Genomic DNA, 14430 nt, shown 5'->3' on the forward strand with positions numbered 1-14430 from the left:
GGAGGGTTCAGGATGAGTTCTTTTGCGATGCAAAAGTTACACACCAATAAACAGGCAATGTGAGCTCTTGAAATTCTAGCTATTTTCTTTGGATGTCTACTCTCACAATCCTTCGGCCCTAGATTTCAGTCCTGGTAGGCCCATCAGTAAAGTAAACCCTCATCAATAATGGCAGGGGTTTTGCCTTCGTACTAACGCTTATATACCGATCAATAGCCATCCATATAATGGGATATCAACGAATATAAAAAGGTAGGGGCACAATGAAGCAAAATTGGCGATTCTGGCTTCCGTTCGTTGTAGGTTTTTCATTGTATTTTTGTCCCACTCCTGCTGGGCTTGAGAATAATCAATGGCATTACTTCGCCATTTTCGCTGCTGTGATTGTTGGTTTGGTTGTGGAATCTATGCCGGTGGCTGCAGTGGGGCTTATTGGCCTAACGCTCGCTGCAATTTCTGGTTTTATTGAAAAAGATCCCAACAAAGCATTGCGCTGGGCCTTATCAGGCTATTCTGAAAGTACTGTTTGGTTAATTGTTGGCGCATTTATTTTTTCTATAGGCTACAGAAAGAGTGGTCTTGGTAGGCGCATTGCCTTACATCTCGTCAAGGCTATGGGTAAAAAAACGATTGGTCTTGCATATGCTGTCACATTAGCTGATGCATCTATTGCACCTGCTACCCCTTCAAATACGGCACGAAGTGGCGGAACTATTTATCCGATTGTCAGCAACATCCCCCATATTTATGGCTCAGAGCCAGGGCCTACAGCAAAGAAAATTGGTACTTACATCATGTGGTGTGCCTTTGCCGCGACTGCTGTCACGAGTTCGATGTTCTTGACTGCTTTAGCGCCAAATATTGCAGCTCTAGGTATAGCTAAAAAAACGATAGGCCTTGATATTCAATGGTCGCAATGGTTTTTTGGATTTGCACCATTAGGTATCTTGCTACTCATTTTGGTTCCGCTTCTAGGATATCTAGTTTGCAAACCAGAAATCAAAGAGAGTCCAGAGGTTCCGGCTTGGGCGCTTGGCGAGCTCCAAGCGATGGGCTCACTATCTCGGAATGAAAAAACAATGTCAGTCTTGGTCATATTGGCCATGCTTCTTTGGATTACAGGCTCTAATCCTGACATCACATTACCCTTTTTAGGTTCCAATTTTATTAACCCAACGATGGTTGTTTTTGTCATCATCTCCCTGATGCTTCTTTTGAACGTCATTACATTTGACGATATCGTGAGCGAGAAAGGCGCGTGGGAAGTCTTCTTTTACTTCACCTCATTGCTCACTTTAGCCTCTGGACTCAATGAAATTGGTTTTATTAAATGGCTTGCGACAGGAGTTTCTCAGCACCTAGATGGAATTTCCCCAACGATAGCTACCTTGCTTTTGGTGAGCCTATTTTTTTGGATTCATTACGGATTTTCTAGTATCACGTCTCATGCAGCCGCTGTGCTGCCTGTCGTGCTTGCGGTAGGACAAGGAATCCCCGGTATAGACATGACGGTTCTTACCTGCTTGTGTCTTTACTCCCTGGGTTTGATGGGGGTAATTTCCCCTTTTGCAACGGGTCCTGCTCCTTTGTACTACGGTAGTGGTTACATTGGTAAAACTGACTTCTGGAAGTTTGGCCTAATTTTTGGAATGGTTTTTTTCCTCGGGTTGATAGGTATTATTTATCCGTGGCTAGTATTTTTACGTTAGTAATTTCATTAAATTGGGTGGTAATGGAATTACTAAGCCGTGTTTTATTGCATACTGAATTGTCCGTTTGTAAAAAGGCGCCGTAATTGAATATTGATATCAATCAAGTGCTTCTTCGGGAGCGCTATCCTGCAGGGAAATTTAGGGATGGTAGAGACTATCCTGCGGTTGATGAATTAAAGCCGCTCACTTTACTAAAAGCGAGTATTCCCACTTTATTTCAATACACGGGTAAGGACGAATTAATGCCTCCACCCGAAAGATCTCGCCCCAGAAAAGAAGTCCAGGCTGCAGCATTGCTAGGAGCGATTCAAGCGAAAAGCTATTGGGAAGAGGAGTGGATTGGTTTTTGGAGAGATCATTTCTCTGTTTATGGTTATGAGCAAAATGTAGGTGCTTTTTTGCCTCACTGGGAATATGAGGTTATTCGTAAGAATGCCTTTGGTAATTTCCGACAATTTCTTGAAGTGACCGCAACTCATCCTTGTATGTTGTATTACTTAAATAACAAAAGTTCTCGCGCAGGGAGTGCAAATGAGAATTACGCAAGAGAATTATTTGAGCTTCACACGCTAGGACGAGGTGCTTATTTAAATAATCTATATGCCCAATGGCGAGAGGTTCCTGGGGCATCTCAAGGTAAGCCTAAGGGTTATATAGATCAAGATGTATATGAAGCTGCTAGGGCATTTACTGGTTGGACGGTGGAGGACGGCACTGGTATTGGTGGTGGACAAAATCTCCCGAAGACGGGACAGTTCATTTACCTGGAATCATGGCATGACAACTACCAGAAAAGAATTCTGGCTACTGAATTTGATGCTTATAGCGGCCCCATGAAAGATGGTAAAAAAGTATTGGATTTATGTGCCTTTCATCCCGCTACAGCACATCATCTTATGCGTAAATTAATCAAACGAATGATTAATGATGAACCCTCAGAAAAAATGATTCAAAGTGCGCAAGCGGTATTTATAGAACATCGAAATGCGCCGAATCAATTAAGTCTTCTTTCTAAACATATTGCAAACCTTGCTTCATCCATTCCCAAGGAGGGTCGCCAGAAAGTTAGAAAACCCATGCGCCTTGCTGCAGTTTTCATTAATGCAGTAAATCTGCCATTTGACATCTCTGAAGGAAAAATCATGGCTCAAGTGGAATCTGCGGGGCCAGCCCTATATGGTTGGGTTTCGCCTGAAGGGCCACCAGATGGATTGCAATGGAATTTATCCGCCGCATACCTGAGGCAGAGAATGGTGTTGATTCAGGGACTCTCTGAAAATTGGTGGGGAACTGGTGAATGGAATCCATTTAATAATCTTTCATCAAACCCTTCATATAGTCAGCTTTTATCTCGCTGGGAGATCCCATTATTTGGTCAACCTAGGCCAGATTTATCCCAAGCTCTGATTCGATCCCAGGGATTGACGAACTCAGATCGTGTTGGCGATATAAAAGTAGCAAGGCGAATGGTTGGTTATCTCGCTTGTGCCCCCTCCTTTCAAACTGAGGCAATTGAGCCTGATTTTTTTGCGGGGGAGCGGATATGAACTTTCATTCCATTGACCGACGTGAATTTTTAAAAATTACCTTAGCCACTTCATTTGCTGGAATTGGCAATGTTGCTTTTTCTCAAGATCTAAAAAAGTCAGGCGGTGTATTGACTGCCCCACAAATGTCTCATCCCTTCATTGTTGTATTTTTGCGGGGAGGCGCCGATGGCCTATCTATTTTGTCCCCGCTTAATGATACAAACTTCTTAGCCGCAAGACCGCCAGAAATGCGGTTTTCAACGGAGGTTAGTGGCGGACGAGTTGAGTTGGCTGGTACTACTTTGTATTGGCATCCTGAGGCGGCGCCCTTAAATGATCTGTTTGTAGATCGCAAATTGATTGCGTGGCCAGCACTCGGAATTCTGGATGAAACTCGCTCCCATTTTGAGGCCCAAGAAATCATAGAGCGCGGGGTTAGTTCTTTAAATACATTGCCTGATGATTTGGGTTGGATGGCTAGACAAGTTATTTCGAAAAATCAATTTCACAAAAACTCACTACCTTTATTTGCAGGAAATAATAATTCGCCAAGATCGATGCAGGGTGCCCATAGAGCCATTGCGGTGCGAGATATCCAAAATGGAATTGCGTTACCAAATGGCACGGGGGGATTTAACGCAGTTAGCGCATTGTGTAATGTAGATTCTGGCTCAGTTTCTGCTCCCTGGATGAAAGACCATTTGAGTAATTTGGATTTTATTAACCAAACCCTTGGTAAGGGGCTTGCTAAGCCATTGCCATATGAGGGCGCTGGAAAAACATCCTATCCAAATGCCGATCCTGGTGTCGGCCTACGTTCTGTTGCTAGGTTAATTGATGCTAATGTTGGTCTTCAGTATGCATGGGTAGATCAGCCCGGTTGGGATACTCACGAAAATCAGCCCGGAAGATTAAATGGGCAGATTAAGAATCTCAGCACAAGTCTTAAGGCATTTGCTGAAGATATGGAGGCAAAAAGACAGCCCTATACCTTGGTGGTGATGACAGAATTTGGAAGGCGTTTGCGTAGCAATCGAAGCAATGGAACTGATCACGGTCATGGATCACTGGGGCTCATATTGGGAAGCAATGTTCCAGGTGGTCAAGTTCTGGGTGAGTGGCCCGGCCTAAGTACTGGCGCATTAGATCGAGGGGTGGATTTGGCGGTTACAACGGATTATCAAAAGTTTTTAAATCAAGCCTTTAGTTATCAAAAAGTGTAATAACTATGATGATTAGAATTTTAGCGACTATATTATTTCTTTTTCAACTCACCCAATTTGTATTGGCAAATGATGAAGTAGAGGGTATTGATAAAGCACGAGTATTTCCTGTTCAAAAAAATAACACTGTGATACACAGCGCTTCTAAGAATGAAGAAGATGCTAATGCAAACCAGACTACTTTACCTTCTTCAAGTCCTCCTAACAAATCACCACCAAAAGACACTAGTTTATTAATCAATGGAAATGGTGGTTCAACCAATCGTGCGGCTGGTGGAAATGCGACCTTGCGAAAACGTTTTACATTTGATTAGCTAAATTACATAGTTTTCTTTAGATAGCTACTCTCATATTCATCTGATCCCAGGTTAAGTCCTGGTGGGTTCACCAGATAAACAGACTCTCATCATAAATAATGGAGGTTTTGTCTTTTGGGTCACGTCCAGGGCGTGAGTGTGCAAGCATATTGGCCCTAATGTAAGATCTTTCCATAACAAAAGGAGACTTATGAAGATCAAATTACATTTTCTTGGCGTATGTTTAGCGCTGACATTTTGCTCTACCAGTTTATTTGCGCATAAAGATGCAGAGCCGGTTCATCAAACCTATTCTGAGGGCAACTTTCCTCTTGAGAATGGATCAACAATCGAGAATTTTAAAATTTCCTAAACAACGCAGGGAACTTTAAATGTAGATAAATCAAACGCTATTTTGATGGTGACCGCGATTGGCGGCAATCACCATCGGATTGACTACCTCATTGGCCCTGGTAAGGCATTGGATACTGATAAATACTTTGTCATTTGTACTGATGCTATTGGTAATGGATTGACATCCTCCCCTTCCAATAGTCAAACACAGGCAAATGTGAGTTTTCCGGAATTTAACATTCGGGATATGGTCAATAGTCAATATCGCTTAGTCACTGAGTATTTTGGAATTACCAAGTTAGTGACAGTAGTAGGTGCTTCTATGGGTGGTATGCAAGCTTTGCAATGGGCGGTTTCTTATCCCAATGCAATGCAGTCAGTCGTTCCAATTATTCCGCTAGCAAAAACACATGCCTGGACTACAGGGGTGCTTGAGATGCTTAGGCAGAGCATCATGACTGACCCAACTTACCAAGGAGGTAAATATGACAAGCCGGTTGAAAAGGGGATGCGCCTATGGGCAGGATGGTTGAGTGGCGTGATTGTCAGAACACCTACTTATCAGAACCAGCAATTCAATACACCTGAGGCAGAAATCAACTTTCTGAATAAGCTTCAAGACGCATCTTGGAAACGTATGGATGCAAACGATTGGATTTGGCAATCACGCGCATATGACCGCCATGATATTGGTCAAACAAAAGGTTTCAACGGTGATACGATCACTGCTTTAAAATCCATTAAAGCAAGGGCGCTGATTCTCGCGGGTACTGGAGACTTATTAAATCCAGAGTCTGATGCAAAAGAATCTGCAAAATACATTCCTAATGTTAAGTATGTCGCGATTAATGATGTGATGCCTATGGGTCATTTATCAGGAGCGGGTGCAACGCTAAATGAAAATGAAGTTCAAAATAAATCAATTAAGCAGTTTTTATCGACACTCAAGAAATAAATTCAAGGAACGCCTCGGTCTTATAGAGGCTTGATAGAGTCACCAATGAAATCATAGGCTTAGGGAGAAATTTCTAAGTCGCTTTTCTACCAAGGTAATTTTTCACCGGAATAAGTCAGAAAGCTACCTGAATCTTCTTTCTTCACATTCGCAAGGACATTAAACATGTCGTTCACTGCCTCTAGAGGATCCCTGCCGATTTGCTGCCCACGAAAAGGTTGTGATAACCCAGAGTTGACGGTACCGGGATGAAGGGCAATCAAAGCAATATTGGGTTTCGTTCTTGCAAACTCGATCGATGCTGTTTTGATGATCATATTAAGTGCAGCTTTAGAGGCTCTATAGCTATACCAACCGCCGAGTCGATTATCTTCAATGCTGCCCACCTTGGCGGATAGTGTTGCCATGACACTGTGCTTTGGATCCAAGATTTTAGAAAAGTACTTAATGGTTAATGCAGGACCAATGGTGTTGGTATTAAACATTTCAGTTAATTGGGTCGGATTTAAATCATCCAATTTCTTTTCAGGCATCCATTGCTCTGAGTGCAATGCCCCAATAGTGTTAATGATCAATTGAAATGGGCCTAATTCAGCCAGACTATTTGCAGAGGCTTCAATAGTCTCGGGATGATGGTAGTCAATTGCATTGGGAGAATTACGATGAATGCCAATGACTTTGGAGCAAGATGGATTGCCCCCCAGAAGTTTTACAAAATGGGAGCCAATAGTTCCCGATGCTCCAATGATAAGGGCGCTAAATGGATTGGGAAGTAAGCTCATGGTCTCTTTTCAAAGCGATCAGTAATTTCAAGGTATTTAAGAGACTTTAGCGCAGTTCGCACAAAAGGGTATGCACACATCCTTGTCTTTTAGCACTTATCTCATTAGCTTGCTATGCTTAGGGATGTTTGCATATATATGAAATAGTCCAAGTGAATATTAACTCCGATTACAGCAAGAGAATTGTCATAAACCACCATGACTTGCCTTGGGCCCCCAGTCCTGAGCCAGGAGTTGAGCGACGCATGCTTGATCGTATCGGTGATGAGGTTGCAAAAGCGACTTCAATCGTGCGCTATCAACCGGGAACTCAATTTAAAACCCACACCCATGAATTCGGTGAAGAGATCTTGGTTTTAGAGGGGGTATTTAGCGATGAGACTGGTGATTACCCTGCCGGTACTTATCTGATGAATCCCCCAGGTTCTTCTCATGCTCCATTTAGTAAGTCCGGCTGCACTCTTTTTGTGAAGTTGCGTCATCTTGGCTCAGATCAAGTGGTGCGAGAGGTCATTGATACCAAAACTGCTCCTTGGTACCAAGGTATGGTTCCGGGTCTTCATGTGATGCCACTCATGCAGCAGGGTAGCGGCTCAACCTTAGTGCGTTGGGCGCCTCAAACGTATTTCAATCCCCATAAGCATTATGGTGGTGAAGAAATCTTTGTAGTGGATGGAGTCTTTGAAGATGAGCATGGGCGATATCCGGCTGGATCTTGGATCAGAAGCCCTCATATGAGCTTACATCAACCGTTTAGTAAAGAGGGCTGCATTATCTTTGTAAAAACTGGGCATCTACAAGAGGGTAGTGATAGCAACGGTACTAAGCGAGCTTCTTACTAGAGTTAGGGGCTGGGATAAATCTGGTGAGATAAGTACTGCCCATTCTTGTTAACCTTTACCAAAACCATATCCCCTACGTTAACAACTTTCCCTGTGTAGGCTTGTATGTTGACATGATGGGTTACTAGAATCAGCGGTGCCTTGTTATTGCTATTAAGCTTGGACTGAATCAATTTCTCCAGCTCTTTTGTTTGCTGTTTTTCAAGACTCATGTCATCGAAGAATGAGCCCAGGACTGGAGAAATCTGTACAGGCCCTATATTCAGGAGCTTGGCCGTATCCATGCATCGACACCACTGACTGCTAATAACGTTTGCGGAAGTAATGCCCTGATTTTTTAACCAATCTCCTATCAGAACAGACTGCTTTTTCCCGTAGTCCCCTAGATTTCTCTGGGTAGAGCATTTATCTAGTTGGTAGCCTTTAGGATCACCGTAGCCCGGGGCATCTGCATGTCGCATGAGAAGCACATGCTGCCCGTCATTTAAGTCACTCGCTAAATTAGCGTTTGCCAGCAGGGGAAAAAGACCAAACGCAATACTCCCTAATGTAGAGATCAAGATATTGATGAAATTCATGGCAAATGTCTCGCTGATTTTTTGTATTGAATAAAGCCTAGTTTCTTAATCTTGTTAAGGCTTCCTGGTCAAGACTTAACCTCACGCCAAGTGAGCCAGAGTGATTGTTAACGGGTGATTTTCTAAGGCCGATTTCTAGTGATTGAACTTCAGGGTAATTAGCACAGGCTTCAACGATTCTGCTCATCAACCTTTCCTGAGTTTCATAACGGCATTCACCAGCTAGCCTGGAAATCTCAAGGACAAGAGGATCATAATCAAAGACCTTGCTCATCTTATCCTCGGCAATCAGCACGAGATTCGAGTCAATCCAAAGGGTGAGATCTAGCAAATGACTGTCGGGGATGATGTCACCGGCCTTATAGGTTCCGATCTGAGTTTGCAGTTTGAGATCTCGTAATTCGATAGATGCTTTGCGCGACATAATCTAAGCCTTATGGGTTGAATGCTGCTGAAATATGGATTGCACTTGCTAATTTATGGCCACTTAACCACGCTCCCTCAACTCTGCCACCATTGAGCCAGTCTCCACACAGACTAAGCTTGTTGTCTGTATTCAGAATAAAGCCTGCCTCTGTATTCGTTGCTCCACTTGCGTAACGCCAGCGATGGATAGCGATTTCAGCATTCTGACAATTGAGTCCAAGCTGCTTTGCGGACTCTAGAATCAACTTGCCAGCCTCTTCTTTATCCAACTCAATCCACTGCTGGCTCCATTGGGGATTAGCATGTATTGTCCAGGTTTCTTGACCTGTACGTCCAGGCTTGGAGTTATTTTGAGAGATCCAGCTAATGATTTCATTATTAATAAAGGCGGCATCAAAAGGCATATCAACTTTTTCTGAGAATCGCGCCATCACTGTCCAACAGCCTTGCATATTTACGCTAGAGCAAAATGCTTCAATAGAGTGATCTATTAATTTGGTAAGAGCGTAGCTCTGGGGTGCAGGAATTGCTAATACTAAGTAGTCAAATGATTGGGTAATGTCGCCATTCTCTAGACTGTGGAGATGCCATTTCCCATCTTGCTGGTAAATCTTATCAATGGTCTGATTGCACTCTATCGATAAGTTTTTGGCTAAATATTGACCGGGCGAATTCATGGCGGGTACGCCTACATAGCGGCTCTCTTTAGAGCTGCTCTCTTGCCATTGACCGCTTTCATATACAGATAGATGTGGATGCCAAGCGGCTGCTACACCTGCCTTAATCCAGGTATTGAGTTCTTCAATAAACACCAGATCTCTTGCTGTGAAATATTGAGCTCCATGATCCGCGGACCAGCCTGCACCATGGCGAGTACTCATCCGTCCGCTTGGTCCGCGACTCTTTTCGTATACCCGAACTTCAAAGCCATGAGCTTGCAAGCTCGAGGCGCAACTGAGACCTGCTATACCTGCGCCAATGATGGCCACAGTGACTTTTGGTTTGGTCTCATTTGGCATAGGTATTGATTTTTCTAAACGTTAAATTCATGCGGATATCAGTCACAGTTTTGGTTTTCAGCAAAGCATGCTGCCAATATTTTTGAGTGGGTGCATACATGATCAGGGCGCTACCACTCTCTAAAAACAGAGATATGGTCTCTTTGTCTTTTTTATGGCGAAAAGCAAATTTGCGCTGCGCCCCAAGACTTAGCGATGCAATGGGTGATAAGGGGTCAAGCTCCTTTTCATCATCACTATGCCAACCCATGCCATCATTTCCATCGTGGTAGAGGTTAAGCAAGCAAGAATTAAACTCTGCCTCTGATATTTTTTCTAATTGTTCTTTAATTAGAATGAGATGAGGTGTCCATGCTTGCGGGATCTTTTGCACCCCTGAGTACGTATAGCTACACTGAGGATCTCCAACCCAAGCAACCTTACGCCGAGTGGTTACCAACTTTCCAAACATCATGAGTTGCTCTGGCTCCCACTTGAGCGAGGCTTGAAGCTGGCCCATTAATTTAATGGAGTCTTGTTCAGTAAAAACCTTGGGGTAGTAGTGAGCGCCCCCATCCTTTGGCAGAATATTCACAGCCGTGTCGCCAAGGGGGGTTTCAAATAAAGTGCTTTGCATCATTTATTAATTGCAAGATCAAGCGCTAGTTTCATAAAAACCCTAGAATAGTCTTAATTTCAATTTCTTGATTAGGCTAATTTATGAAGACCCCAGACAAACGCTGCTGCGGCTCAGGCGTATGCATTATTAATGATGCAGGTGAGTGTTGGTGTGGACAAGTTTGGGATGGCGAAAAAATGGCCGCCCCTAGCTTGAATTTACCCATCAAGCAGAATAAGGTTGAGGAGTTGGATTCAAGCAAGGTAAAGCCTGGCTCTTAGCCACTTGTCTATTTATGACAGTTTGACCAAAAGGTAGATAAAAGTAATTAACTGAAATAAATTAATCACAACGCTTGCGCCATGCAGGATGTGAAAACGGCGATTTTGACCTTGATCTTTGGCCTCATTAATTTTCCCGGTCAAGTAGAACAAGGTAAAGGCAAAGAGTAGTGCGCAGATCGCTAGTAAGCTCTTACCGACTCCATCGGGCACAGTGAAAATGCAAACAGTAGTAATTAAACCTAGGCAGGCATAGTACTTTGGAAAAAAGTTCCGAACGTATTTGCTAGACCATTCGACAGGGAGCACCTTAAAAACAGTCGGTGCTACGACTACGGTAAAGAAAAGCATGATGCCAACCATGCCCGATAGAAGGTAACTAGTAATCATGACGTCTTTCTAAATGAATCATCCGTAAACTCTACGGAGTGAGTGGGCGGCCACCCCATCTTTAAGGGCCTCACGAATCGGTACTGCAATTAAATCGACACTCTTTTTCACTGCTAGGCGCTCAAACAGGTTGGGTGTTGGCCTATTGATAAAGGGATAGACCCAATCTGGAAGATTCAGATAGCCGGCACGAGTGATCAGTTTGATAAAGGGCTTTGCGGCGAGCTTACTTGGAAAGTTTTCTAGTAGCTCAAGGATGCTTTTTGCACGCTCCCCAAAATAAAGTTCAGGAATGTAGCCCTTAATCGCGTCATCTGTTTTGGCGTAGGTAGTAGGTAAATTATGAGCACCCATTCTTTCGCCAAGAGATTTCATTTCAATAAAGTATTGATCCTTATCCTGTGTACTTAATTTCTCTTTTCGATAATCTTCGAAAGCTTGCATGAAGCTATGTGTTTCTGTGAGATGAACCCAGGCTAGTAAATGAGGGTCTGTGGCTGAGTATGGTTTGCCGAATTCATCAAAGCCACTAATCTTTGCATGAATCTGGTTAACCCTTTCAATGATGTTATCTGCCATCTCGGTTGATCCATAAGTAGTAGCTGCGATGAAGAATGCTGTTCTTCCTAGTCTGCCCTTAAGATCCTCTCTAAAGCTGGAGTGATCCCATACTCCCGCTAAGGCTTGTGGATGTAAGGCTTGCAAGATTAGCGAGCTGATGCCGCCAATCATCATCGAGATAAAGTCCGCATGTACTTTCCAGGCAATAGATTCTGGGCCAAAGAGGCCGCGATCGCCTGGTGGCGTTAGAAAGGCAACCGGAGGTCCACTACCCCCAACCATTTCACGAATCGTTTTACGAATAAGCTCATCAAGCATGGATTTAATGCAGCATGAGATTACTTAAGCCATCATCCTCGATAATTTCCGTAACCAGATCAAGTCTGATTCTGGGATTGGTTTGGGCTAGCAAATGGTTCTTTTGAGCTAGTGAAATGGGTAAGAGTTCTGCAAGGCGATTGGAAACCCAGCCGCAGTCATCTATCTTGAAGGGCCTCTTAAATGGGGATTCACCTAACAGATCTTCGCTTTGAATGACTGAAATAATTTCATTTAACAATTGAACTATCTTTTGGTGTTCTTCAGGAATGGGGGTAGCAGGATCATTCGGCAGAAGCTCAACTTCACCAATCCACAGGCCATTAAGTTCTTGCTGGCTATTCAGAAGATTAAAGCGCTGCGTTCCAAATGATTTAGTCATGTACAAGGCAGGCTGAATAGGATCAAAATCTTCTATTTGGGCCAGAGTTCCGATTTGAGAAAAGGTAGGGGGTGAATCTTCTTTGGAATCCTGATCCTTCATGATGCTAACAACGCCAAATTCTGTTTTTTCACGCAAGCATGTCTTAATCATGTCGAGGTAGCGTGCCTCAAAGATCTTCAGGGCAATTACGCCATCCGGAAACAGAACGGTTCCCAGTGGGAAAAGGGGTATTTTTCGTGTAGAGGAGTCTAAATTAGTCATTCATCCAATGTAATGGATTTGAATAATTTCTGCTGATGGCTAGACCGCATTAAATCCCCCATTTTGATCTCAGCTCAGCAATAAATGCCATTTCCGTTTACATTTAAGGGTCACTAATAAGGGGTAAACATGATCCAAAAACTTCGTATCAAGCTTGCTCGCTGGATCTTGGGTAAGCATTGCCCTTGCTATCAAATGGGATACCACTCTATGGTCGATTTTCAGCAAAGAAGTGCTGACCAGTTGGCAAAATCTCAAGAGCGCAGTAAAAGCCAATAAACTTTCGTTTGTCATGTCAAGACTTGCATAAACATGAAGCGCTGGCAAATGCGCAGAAACTGCGCGCTGACTCCCAAGCAGCTTCTCCAGTTCTACATAGTCCTGGTGTGCCTCTCTGTAACGGTTGGAATGGGATTCTTTTTGGCGGGGGTATGGGTCATTCCCATTTTCACAGCTTTAGAGTTATGTGCGGTAACGCTCGGATTTTTAATCTACTGTAGACATGCTTTAGATTGCGAAACAATTGAGATAGATGGTAATTCTTTAATTGTTAAAAAGTTCATTGGCTATAAAGAGACTGTGTACGAATTTAATACGCAGTGGGCCAAGATTGAATTACCTTCGGAAGGGGCGAAAGTCTTTCATATAAGTCAATCCAACCAGCGTGTAGAGCTTGGTCAGTTTTTAAGGCAAGAGCAACAGATGCCCTTGATTGCCGCTGTTCGGGCGCGCTTAGGTTGATTCTGAGTTACACAGGCGCCAGGCAACTACTGCACTAGACACTATTTGCGTTAATAGCAACATCAACACCAAGATATTCAATACCTGGAAATAGCCGGCAAAGGGCGAGAGCATGACTGGCATACCATCTATGAGCGCTGTTTCTCGTAAGTAATCCATGCGGGGTATTAGAAGAAAGCTCGCCACTGCCACTGCCATCATCAGTATTAATAAGGGAAGGCGGATATTTTTAAGGGGGCTTGCACCTCTTTTAATGAGAATGTTGGCAATACTCAAGATTGCGAACGCGCACCCTAAGAAATAATATGAAAGATGCTGAACTACTATGTTCGCTACCATACCAGCGGCTTGTGAATCAGTAATGATCAAATAAGCTGCTAAGCAGCCAAAAGCTTGAGAAATAACTCCGCCGGCCAGAATACAGGCAAGAAAGCGCAGTAGTCGATGGGTTAGGGGGTGCTGGAGTTTAGTTGCTTCAACCATAAGTTAGATAGGGTTAATTAATGCGCCGCAGCACATATTTGAGATCAGTTTCATACTAGCCCTAATCTAACTTTTATGCCGAAAGTCCCAATGGAAGTCACCAAAGCAGTCAGAGTAGCTCTCAATACCCTCGTAGATATTGCCAGCCATTCAGCCAATGGAGAGCTTGTTCCCGCTCCAGAAATAGCGAAAAGACAGCATATATCGATTAGTCGTATCGAGCTGTTATTGCGCCCTCTAAGAGAGTCGGGCCTTGTTACTGCAGTCAAAGGTCGGACTGGCGGATATCAGCTTTCAAAGGATCCTCAAGTCATCACCATCAAGGATATTGTTCTCGCAATGAACAAAATTAAAAAGAGAAAAGTTGAGGTATCAGACATTGCCAAAGAGCTTTATCAATCACTTGAAGCTTATATGATGAGCTGCATTTCTAATGTGACACTAGCCTCTGCAATCAAAGATTACATTCCACGTTTTAGTGACGTGCAGACTGCTCCTGAGAGAAAACCTTACTTGCCATTAGAAAAAAAGATCACTATTAAGCAAGAAAAAAAGAAAAAAGGGGAGACTCAAAGGGTGATCAAAACAACATTCAAAAAAGTGGAAGATACACCTCGTGGACCAAACTCTATATTTAGTTTTGCTGACTATCTAAACAGAGGTCCATCCGCAAACTAAGTGGATTTAATGTTTCTA

The 14430-nt window shown here is 43.3% G+C and carries 19 protein-coding genes; 10 read left to right on the forward strand and 9 right to left on the reverse strand.

The genetic code is table 11. From position 1 onward, the window contains the following. The first annotated feature begins 263 nt into the window (after nt 1–263). The 5 genes from ICN36_RS05805 (at nt 264) to ICN36_RS05825 (ending at nt 6069) form a co-directional block, all read left to right on the forward strand. The gene (locus ICN36_RS05805) at nt 264–1709 is read left to right on the forward strand and encodes a DASS family sodium-coupled anion symporter (protein ID WP_216227425.1); all 1446 of its coding nucleotides are present in this window, start codon (nt 264–266) and stop codon (nt 1707–1709) included. 86 nt (nt 1710–1795) lie between these two features. Then, a complete protein-coding gene (locus ICN36_RS05810) occupies nt 1796–3259 on the forward strand; it encodes a DUF1800 family protein (protein ID WP_216227426.1) in 1464 nt (487 codons plus the stop codon). Next, complete coding sequence (locus ICN36_RS05815; protein WP_216227427.1) at nt 3256–4464, forward strand: DUF1501 domain-containing protein; 1209 nt, start codon at nt 3256–3258, stop codon at nt 4462–4464. The genes ICN36_RS05810 and ICN36_RS05815 overlap by 4 nt, the downstream gene beginning before the upstream one ends. A 5-nt stretch (nt 4465–4469) precedes the next feature. Beyond that, nucleotides 4470–4778, forward strand: a complete 309-nt coding sequence (locus tag ICN36_RS05820; RefSeq protein WP_216227428.1) for a hypothetical protein — start codon at nt 4470–4472, stop codon at nt 4776–4778. Nucleotides 4779–5178: 400 nt separating this feature from the next. Further along, nucleotides 5179–6069 (forward strand): alpha/beta fold hydrolase, encoded by an 891-nt coding sequence (locus ICN36_RS05825; RefSeq protein ID WP_216227429.1) that lies wholly within the window; start codon nt 5179–5181, stop codon nt 6067–6069. Between the two features lie 86 nt (nt 6070–6155). On the opposite strand, the gene ICN36_RS05830 is transcribed toward ICN36_RS05825, so the two are convergent. After that, nucleotides 6156–6851 (reverse strand): SDR family NAD(P)-dependent oxidoreductase, encoded by a 696-nt coding sequence (locus ICN36_RS05830; RefSeq protein WP_216227430.1) that lies wholly within the window; start codon nt 6849–6851, stop codon nt 6156–6158. A 152-nt stretch (nt 6852–7003) separates the two neighbouring features. Here ICN36_RS05830 and ICN36_RS05835 point away from each other — a divergent pair, with 152 nt between their 5' ends. Then, nucleotides 7004–7693: a cupin domain-containing protein gene (locus ICN36_RS05835; RefSeq protein ID WP_216227431.1), complete on the forward strand. Its 690-nt coding sequence runs from the start codon at nt 7004–7006 to the stop codon at nt 7691–7693. A gap of 2 nt (nt 7694–7695) precedes the next feature. Here ICN36_RS05835 and ICN36_RS05840 read toward each other — a convergent pair whose 3' ends face one another. The 4 genes from ICN36_RS05840 to ICN36_RS05855 are packed head-to-tail and all read right to left on the reverse strand — an operon-like array spanning nt 7696 to nt 10335. Continuing rightward, a complete protein-coding gene (locus ICN36_RS05840) occupies nt 7696–8271 on the reverse strand; it encodes a histidine phosphatase family protein (protein WP_216227432.1) in 576 nt (191 codons plus the stop codon). Between the two features lie 37 nt (nt 8272–8308). Further along, nucleotides 8309–8695: a dihydroneopterin aldolase gene (locus tag ICN36_RS05845; RefSeq protein ID WP_216227433.1), complete on the reverse strand. Its 387-nt coding sequence runs from the start codon at nt 8693–8695 to the stop codon at nt 8309–8311. A 10-nt stretch (nt 8696–8705) separates the two neighbouring features. Further along, nucleotides 8706–9716, reverse strand: a complete 1011-nt coding sequence (locus ICN36_RS05850; protein ID WP_216227434.1) for an NAD(P)/FAD-dependent oxidoreductase — start codon at nt 9714–9716, stop codon at nt 8706–8708. Beyond that, complete coding sequence (locus tag ICN36_RS05855) at nt 9706–10335, reverse strand: alpha-ketoglutarate-dependent dioxygenase AlkB (protein ID WP_216227435.1); 630 nt, start codon at nt 10333–10335, stop codon at nt 9706–9708. The genes ICN36_RS05850 and ICN36_RS05855 overlap by 11 nt, the downstream gene beginning before the upstream one ends. 80 nt (nt 10336–10415) lie before the next feature. Between ICN36_RS05855 and ICN36_RS05860 the strand changes: the two genes are divergently transcribed. Then, the gene (locus ICN36_RS05860; protein ID WP_216227436.1) at nt 10416–10595 is read left to right on the forward strand and encodes a hypothetical protein; all 180 of its coding nucleotides are present in this window, start codon (nt 10416–10418) and stop codon (nt 10593–10595) included. Nucleotides 10596–10607: 12 nt separating this feature from the next. Here the strand turns inward: ICN36_RS05860 and ICN36_RS05865 are convergent, their stop codons facing one another. The 3 genes from ICN36_RS05865 to ICN36_RS05875 are packed head-to-tail and all read right to left on the reverse strand — an operon-like array spanning nt 10608 to nt 12510. After that, entirely contained in the window at nt 10608–10985 is a 378-nt protein-coding gene (locus tag ICN36_RS05865) for a DUF4149 domain-containing protein (RefSeq protein ID WP_216227437.1), read from the reverse strand. A gap of 18 nt (nt 10986–11003) precedes the next feature. Continuing rightward, nucleotides 11004–11864 (reverse strand): oxygenase MpaB family protein, encoded by an 861-nt coding sequence (locus tag ICN36_RS05870; protein ID WP_216227438.1) that lies wholly within the window; start codon nt 11862–11864, stop codon nt 11004–11006. A gap of 4 nt (nt 11865–11868) precedes the next feature. Beyond that, nucleotides 11869–12510: an LON peptidase substrate-binding domain-containing protein gene (locus ICN36_RS05875; protein ID WP_216227439.1), complete on the reverse strand. Its 642-nt coding sequence runs from the start codon at nt 12508–12510 to the stop codon at nt 11869–11871. A gap of 129 nt (nt 12511–12639) precedes the next feature. On the opposite strand from ICN36_RS05875, the gene ICN36_RS05880 reads away from it, so the two are divergent. Both ICN36_RS05880 and ICN36_RS05885 read left to right on the forward strand, forming a co-directional pair. Then, on the forward strand, nt 12640–12789 hold the full coding sequence (locus tag ICN36_RS05880; protein ID WP_215391478.1) for a hypothetical protein: 150 nt from the start codon (nt 12640–12642) through the stop codon (nt 12787–12789). Between the two features lie 33 nt (nt 12790–12822). Further along, nucleotides 12823–13251, forward strand: coding sequence for a DUF2244 domain-containing protein (locus tag ICN36_RS05885; RefSeq protein ID WP_216227440.1), 429 nt, complete (start codon nt 12823–12825; stop codon nt 13249–13251). Here ICN36_RS05885 and ICN36_RS05890 read toward each other — a convergent pair. Beyond that, nucleotides 13243–13734: a DUF4149 domain-containing protein gene (locus tag ICN36_RS05890; protein WP_215280121.1), complete on the reverse strand. Its 492-nt coding sequence runs from the start codon at nt 13732–13734 to the stop codon at nt 13243–13245. The two genes, ICN36_RS05885 and ICN36_RS05890, sit on opposite strands and share 9 nt — an antisense overlap. 75 nt (nt 13735–13809) lie before the next feature. Between ICN36_RS05890 and ICN36_RS05895 the strand changes: the two genes are divergently transcribed. Next, entirely contained in the window at nt 13810–14412 is a 603-nt protein-coding gene (locus tag ICN36_RS05895; protein ID WP_255531258.1) for an Rrf2 family transcriptional regulator, read from the forward strand. Nucleotides 14413–14430 lie beyond the last annotated feature (18 nt).

This window comes from Polynucleobacter sp. UK-Gri1-W3 (assembly GCF_018881595.1).
Taxonomy (GTDB): domain Bacteria; phylum Pseudomonadota; class Gammaproteobacteria; order Burkholderiales; family Burkholderiaceae; genus Polynucleobacter.

Coding starts and splice junctions, on each gene's coding strand:
- ICN36_RS05805 (WP_216227425.1), top strand. CDS start 264: ATGAAGCAAAATTGGCGATTCTGGCTTCCGTTCGTTGTAGGTTTTTCA.
- ICN36_RS05815 (WP_216227427.1), top strand. CDS start 3,256: ATGAACTTTCATTCCATTGACCGACGTGAATTTTTAAAAATTACCTTA.
- ICN36_RS05820 (WP_216227428.1), top strand. CDS start 4,470: ATGATGATTAGAATTTTAGCGACTATATTATTTCTTTTTCAACTCACC.
- ICN36_RS05825 (WP_216227429.1), top strand. CDS start 5,179: ATGGTGACCGCGATTGGCGGCAATCACCATCGGATTGACTACCTCATT.
- ICN36_RS05830 (WP_216227430.1), bottom strand. CDS start 6,851: ATGAGCTTACTTCCCAATCCATTTAGCGCCCTTATCATTGGAGCATCG.
- ICN36_RS05840 (WP_216227432.1), bottom strand. CDS start 8,271: ATGAATTTCATCAATATCTTGATCTCTACATTAGGGAGTATTGCGTTT.
- ICN36_RS05845 (WP_216227433.1), bottom strand. CDS start 8,695: ATGTCGCGCAAAGCATCTATCGAATTACGAGATCTCAAACTGCAAACT.
- ICN36_RS05850 (WP_216227434.1), bottom strand. CDS start 9,716: ATGCCAAATGAGACCAAACCAAAAGTCACTGTGGCCATCATTGGCGCA.
- ICN36_RS05855 (WP_216227435.1), bottom strand. CDS start 10,335: ATGATGCAAAGCACTTTATTTGAAACCCCCCTTGGCGACACGGCTGTG.
- ICN36_RS05860 (WP_216227436.1), top strand. CDS start 10,416: ATGAAGACCCCAGACAAACGCTGCTGCGGCTCAGGCGTATGCATTATT.
- ICN36_RS05865 (WP_216227437.1), bottom strand. CDS start 10,985: ATGATTACTAGTTACCTTCTATCGGGCATGGTTGGCATCATGCTTTTC.
- ICN36_RS05870 (WP_216227438.1), bottom strand. CDS start 11,864: ATGCTTGATGAGCTTATTCGTAAAACGATTCGTGAAATGGTTGGGGGT.
- ICN36_RS05875 (WP_216227439.1), bottom strand. CDS start 12,510: ATGACTAATTTAGACTCCTCTACACGAAAAATACCCCTTTTCCCACTG.
- ICN36_RS05880 (WP_215391478.1), top strand. CDS start 12,640: ATGATCCAAAAACTTCGTATCAAGCTTGCTCGCTGGATCTTGGGTAAG.
- ICN36_RS05885 (WP_216227440.1), top strand. CDS start 12,823: ATGAAGCGCTGGCAAATGCGCAGAAACTGCGCGCTGACTCCCAAGCAG.
- ICN36_RS05890 (WP_215280121.1), bottom strand. CDS start 13,734: ATGGTTGAAGCAACTAAACTCCAGCACCCCCTAACCCATCGACTACTG.
- ICN36_RS05895 (WP_255531258.1), top strand. CDS start 13,810: ATGCCGAAAGTCCCAATGGAAGTCACCAAAGCAGTCAGAGTAGCTCTC.